This is a genomic window from Gemmiger formicilis (assembly GCF_016901605.1).
Classification (GTDB): Bacteria; Bacillota; Clostridia; order Oscillospirales; family Ruminococcaceae; genus Gemmiger; species Gemmiger formicilis_B.
Genome location: NZ_JACJKP010000185.1, coordinates 1 through 5,514 on the forward strand (window position 1 = coordinate 1; position 5,514 = coordinate 5,514).

Genomic DNA, 5,514 nt, shown 5'->3' on the forward strand with positions numbered 1-5,514 from the left:
CAGGCCGGGCATGGTCATGATACTGCCGCAGACCACTACCACGAAACCGGCACCGGCAGAGAGACGAACTTCCCGCACGTTGAGGGTGAAACCTTCCGGTGCAGCAATCAGCTTGGCGTTATCGCTGAAGGAATACTGCGTCTTGGCAATGCAGACGGGCAGGTTGCCGTATCCCATGGCGGTCAGCTCATCCAGCGTCTTCTGGGCGGCCGCGCTGTAGGAAACGCCACCGGCACGGTAGATCTTCTTAGCCACGGCTTCGATCTTTTCGGGCAGGGAAGCGCTCAAATCATAGGTGTACTGGACACGGGCACTGTCATCCAGAATGGACAGAACGGTTTCGGCCAGTGCTTTGCCGCCTTCGCCGCCCTTGGCAAATACTTCGGAGAGGGCGCAGGGGACACCGGCCTCCTGGCACACTGCGTAGATGGCATCCATCTCTTCCTTGGTGTCGGTGGGGAAGGCATTGATGGCGACGCAGACAGGCAGGCCGAAGTTGCGCATATTCTCAATGTGGCGGGCCAGGTTCACCGAACCGGCTTTGACAGCCTCGACATTGGGCTTGCTCAGATCAGCTTTGGCCACGCCACCGTGAGATTTCAGGGCGCGCACGGTAGCTACCAGCACAACAGCAGCCGGGTTCAGACCGGCGTAACGGCACTTGATGTCCAGGAACTTCTCTGCGCCCAGGTCAGCACCGAAGCCGGCTTCGGTCACGACGTAGTCGGCCAGTTTCAGGCTGAGCTTGGTAGCAATCACGCTGTTGCAGCCGTGGGCGATATTGGCAAAGGGACCGCCGTGAATGATGGCGGGGTTATGCTCCAGGGTCTGGACCAGGTTGGGGTCCAGGGCGTCTTTCAGCAACGCAGTCATGGCGCCGGCTGCGCCGATCTGCCCGGCAGTGACCGGTTTGCCGTCGTAGGTGTAGGCGCAGACAATGCGGGACAACCGTGCCTTCAGGTCTTCCAGGTCGGTGGCCAGGCAGAAGATGGCCATAACTTCGCTGGCAACGGTAATGTCAAAGCCGTCTTCCCGGGGCGTGCCGTTGACCTTGCCACCCAGGCCGTCCACGATGAAACGCAGCTGGCGGTCGTTCATATCCATGCAGCGCTTCCAGGTGATGCGGCGAGGGTCGATGTTCAGCGGGTTGCCCTGCTGGATGGAGTTGTCGATCATGGCAGCCAGAAGGTTGTTGGCGGTGCCGATGGCGTGGATGTCACCGGTGAAATGGAGGTTGATATCTTCCATGGGCACAACCTGGGCGTAACCGCCGCCGGCTGCGCCGCCCTTGATGCCGAACACGGGGCCCAGGGAGGGTTCACGCAGGCAGAGCATGGTCTTTTTGCCCAAGGCGTTCATAGCATCTGCCAGTCCCACGCTGGTGGTGGTTTTGCCCTCGCCTGCAGGGGTGGGGCTGATGGCGGTAACCAGAATCAGCTTGCCCTCGGGACCGTCTCCCTTGGCCAGCTTATGGTCGATTTTGGCTTTGTAGTGACCATAGGGGATAACGCTCTGCCCCTGCAGGCCCAGCTTTGCCGCAACCTCGGTAATGGGCTTCATTTCGGCAGCTTGTGCAATTTCGATATCGCTCAACATACGCAATTCCTCCTGTGTGGTAAAAACAAAGGGCTGCACACACCGGTTCAGTGTATGCAGCCCAGACGGTCGGCTTTTAACTACAGCTGCCTTCCCTGTGGTTACACCCACAAATCCGTCGGTCAGCAGCCTGATATGGTTACTCTAGCATATTCGGGATGGGTTGTCAACCCTCAGACGCGGCCTTTTCCGCATCCCCATTTTTTGAAATAGCGGCCCATACTTACCAGCTGCATTTTGAACTTGCCTGCATCCCGCATGGGGGCACGGTGCCACGCATGCACAGCCGAAAACTGCGGGACAAGCCAGACTTCACCTTCTTGCAGAACTTTCTGGGTCAGGTCGGCATCCTCCACGTACATGAAGTACTCCGGATCAAAACCACCGATTTTTTTCAGTACATCGGTGCGGACCGCCATAAAGCTGCCGGTACAAAACTCAATAAGGCGCGGCTTTGTCAGGTCCTCATCCTGCATGGTGTAGTGGTCGTCCGCTTTGCGGAATCCGCCGCCCAGCCGGGGCGCCAGCTGGCGGGCCAGCAGCAGCCAGGGCGTCGGTTTGCGGCGGGGCAGGTGCTGCAGGCGTCCGTCGGGATAATGCAGCTGAGGGGTGGCCATGGCGGCGCCGGGGGTAGCCAGCAGCCAGTCGGCCATGGGCTCCAGTATACTTTCGGTCAGCAGGATATCGGGGTTCAGGATAAAGTGTACGTCGCTTTCCAGGCGGTCCAGCACGCTGTTGTGTCCTTTGCCGAACCCGACGTTTTCCGCCAGGGGCACGACCGATACCCGCGCATCCCCGAAGTCTGTTGCAGCCAGTTTTTGGCCGCAGCCATCGGGACTGCCGTTATCCACCACATACAGAACAAAATCCGGGGCTGCGGTGTAGTGCAGAATGCTGCGCACGGCGGCGCAGACTTCGTCGTAATCACAGTACGCCACAATGCAGGCGCTGATTTTGGCCATGAGGAAACTCCTTACTTTTTCAGGGCCTCAAGCTGGCTCAGGTCATAGGGGGTGTCCTGATACACATAGTAGTTGAGCCAGTTGGTGTACAAAAGATACCCGTGGGCGCGCCAGCGGAAGAGCGGATCGCGGCTGGGATCGTCCTGCGGATAGTAGTTGCAGGGAATGTGAATCGGCTTGCCTGCGGCAACATCCCGCTTGTACTCGGCATCCAGCGTGTACTTGTCATATTCGGGGTGACCGATGACAAAAATCTGTCGCCCGGAATCGGTGGAAAGCAGCATGGGACCGGCAATATCGCTCTCAGCCAGGACCCGCAGCTCGGGGCAGGCGTCGATGGCGGCCCGGTCCAGTCCGGCCCAGCGGCTGTGGGGGGCGTAAAACACTTCGTCAAACCCGCGTACCAGGGGATTGGACGGGCGGGTTACCCGGTGCTCAAAAACGCCGAACATCTTTTGCGGCAGATGGACTTTGGGGATTCCGAAATGATAATATAAACCGGCCAGGGCACCCCAGCAAAGGTGAATGGTGGAGTACACATTCTCCTTGGTGTAATCCATGATTTCGCACAGCTCATCCCAGTAATCCACGTCGGGGTAATCCAGATCCTCAATGGGGGCGCCGGTGATGATCATGCCGTCGAACCGCTCATGTTTCACTTCGTCAAAGGTCTTGTAAAAAGCCTTCATGTGTTCCGGCGAAGTATGGGAGGTATCGTGGGTGGCCGTTTGCAGCAGGGTGATCTGCACCTGCAGCGGGCTGTTGGCCAACAGCCGGGCCAGCTGGGTTTCGGTCACGATTTTAGTGGGCATCAGGTTGAGAATCAGAATACGCAGCGGCCGGATGTTCTGGCTTTGTGCGCGTTCCCGGTGCATGACAAAAACATTCTCCTGCGAGAGTGCGTCATAGGCGGGCAATTCTTTGGGAATAATCAGAGGCATAATCTTGCTCCGTGTTTCAAATTGGGAACGGGCGCTCAGATCTGCGCCAGTGCCTGCTCAATATCGGCGATGAGGTCGCGCTTGTCTTCCAGACCGCAGCTCATGCGGACCAGATCAGGCTGCACGCCGGCGGCAATCAGCTGCTCGTCGTTCATCTGACGGTGCGTGCTGCTGGCGGGATGCAGGCAGCAGGTGCGGGCATCGGCTACATGGGTTTCGATGGCGGCCACCTTCAGGTGCGCCATAAAGTTGGCGGCGGCTTCACGGCCACCTTTAACGCCAAAGCTCACAACGCCGCAGGAACCGTTGGGCAGGTATTTCTCGGCCAGGGCATGGTACTTGTCGCCGGGCAGGCCGCAGTAATTAACGTAAGCAATCTTCGGGTGGGATGCCAGGAACTCTGCCACGGCCTGGCCGTTTTCGCAATGGCGGGCCATGCGTACATGCAGGCTTTCCAGACCCAGATTCAGCATATAAGCGCTCATGGGGCTCTGGACGCAGCCAAGGTCACGCATCAGTTGGGCGGTTGCTTTGGTAATGAAGGCGCCTTCCTTGCCGAAACGCTCGGCATAGGTGATGCCATGGTAGCTGTCGTCCGGCGTGGTCAGGCCGGGGAACTTGTCGGCATGCGCCATCCAGTCAAACTTGCCACCGTCCACGATGGCACCGCCTACGCAGCCGCCGTGTCCGTCCATGTACTTGGTGGTGGAATGGGTCACGATGTCGGCGCCCCATTCCAGCGGGCGGCAGTTTACGGGGGTGGCAAAGGTGTTGTCCACGACCAGCGGTACGCCATGGCGATGGGCCGCAGCGGCAAACTTTTCAATGTCCAGTACCGTAAGAGCGGGGTTGGCAATGGTCTCGCCAAAGACAGCCTTGGTGTTGGGCGTGAAAGCGGCGTCCAGCTCCTCCTCGGTGCAGTCGGGGGAAACAAAGGTGGCGGTAATGCCCATCTTTGCCATGGTAACGGCAATCAGGTTGAAGGTGCCGCCGTAGATGGAACTGGAGGACACAATATGATCACCGGCGTTGCACAGGTTGAACAGTGCGAAGAAGTTGGCCGCCTGGCCGGAGCTAGTCAGCATACCGGCGGTACCGCCTTCCAGTTCGGTGATTTTGGCGGCGACGGTGTCGCAGGTGGGGTTCTGCAGACGGGAATAGAAATAACCGCTGGCTTCCAGATCAAACAGCTTTCCCATTTCGTCAGAGCTGTCATATTTGAAAGTGGTGCTCTGTACAATGGGAATCTGGCGGGGTTCGCCGTTGCCGGGGTGGTAACCGCCCTGTACGCACAGGGTGTTGATGGAATACTTTTGATCGCTCATACTTTTACGCTCCTTCTATGTAGGGCGTCTGGCCCGCATGGATTTTTCATCGGAATTGTTTCTATTGTAAAGTCTTGCCGCGGCAAAATCAAGAGGAAAAACCGGCAGGGGATGACAGGAAAATCCAAATCCTGTGCAAAACAGGTATGGAAATCCGGTCTTGGGTGTGGTATAATACATAACGGCAGCGGATCCCGGGAATACCGGAAAAGGCTGAAATGCCGAATGAATCTGCAAAAGAGGTAGAAACTATGCTTACTGCAATCACCGGTATTAACTGGGGCGACGAAGGCAAAGGCCGTATGGTAGACCTGCTCAGCCAGGACTACGACATCGTTGCGCGCTATCAGGGCGGCGACAATGCCGGCCACACCGTCAAGAATGAGCGGGGAAAGTTCATCCTGAACCTGATCCCCTCCGGCATTCTGCGTCCCGAGGTCGTCTGCGTTATGGGCGGCGGCATGGTCATTGACCCGGAGCATCTCGAAAAGGAGATCGCATCCCTGACCGAAAAGGGCATCCAGATCACCCCCGCAAACCTCAAAATTTCTGACCGCGCCACCATCACCATGCCCTTCCATGTGGCTCAGGATGGTCTTGAAGAAGAGCGCCTGTCCAAAACGGGCGCACAGTTTGGTTCCACCAAGCGCGGCATCGCCTACACCTACGGCGACAAGTTCATGAAGAAGA

At 58.0% G+C, this 5,514-nt stretch carries 5 protein-coding genes and 1 riboswitch; of the genes, 1 reads left to right on the top strand and 4 read right to left on the bottom strand.

From position 1 onward, the window contains the following. The 4 genes from H6B10_RS12250 to H6B10_RS12265 form a co-directional block, all read right to left on the bottom strand. A partial coding sequence (locus tag H6B10_RS12250) for a formate--tetrahydrofolate ligase (RefSeq protein ID WP_204651865.1) occupies positions 1-1,602 on the bottom strand: 1,602 nt, incomplete at its 3' end. A gap of 46 nt (positions 1,603-1,648) precedes the next feature. Beyond that, positions 1,649-1,732: riboswitch (ZMP/ZTP riboswitch) on the bottom strand. 37 nt (positions 1,733-1,769) lie between these two features. Beyond that, the gene (locus tag H6B10_RS12255) at positions 1,770-2,558 is read right to left on the bottom strand and encodes a glycosyltransferase family 2 protein (RefSeq protein WP_204651866.1); all 789 of its coding nucleotides are present in this window, start codon (positions 2,556-2,558) and stop codon (positions 1,770-1,772) included. 11 nt (positions 2,559-2,569) lie between these two features. Then, positions 2,570-3,499 carry a homoserine O-acetyltransferase MetA gene (gene metA / locus H6B10_RS12260; protein WP_204651867.1) on the bottom strand — a complete coding sequence of 310 codons (930 nt, stop codon included), beginning with the start codon at positions 3,497-3,499 and terminating at the stop codon, positions 2,570-2,572. Between the two features lie 35 nt (positions 3,500-3,534). Further along, on the bottom strand, positions 3,535-4,824 hold the full coding sequence (locus tag H6B10_RS12265) for an O-acetylhomoserine aminocarboxypropyltransferase/cysteine synthase family protein (protein ID WP_204651868.1): 1,290 nt from the start codon (positions 4,822-4,824) through the stop codon (positions 3,535-3,537). A gap of 251 nt (positions 4,825-5,075) precedes the next feature. Between H6B10_RS12265 and H6B10_RS12270 the strand changes: the two genes are divergently transcribed. Beyond that, on the top strand, positions 5,076-5,514 hold a 439-nt coding region (locus H6B10_RS12270), incomplete at its 3' end, for an adenylosuccinate synthetase (protein WP_204651869.1).

Coding starts and splice junctions, on each gene's coding strand:
- metA (WP_204651867.1), bottom strand. CDS start 3,499: ATGCCTCTGATTATTCCCAAAGAATTGCCCGCCTATGACGCACTCTCG.
- H6B10_RS12255 (WP_204651866.1), bottom strand. CDS start 2,558: ATGGCCAAAATCAGCGCCTGCATTGTGGCGTACTGTGATTACGACGAA.
- H6B10_RS12265 (WP_204651868.1), bottom strand. CDS start 4,824: ATGAGCGATCAAAAGTATTCCATCAACACCCTGTGCGTACAGGGCGGT.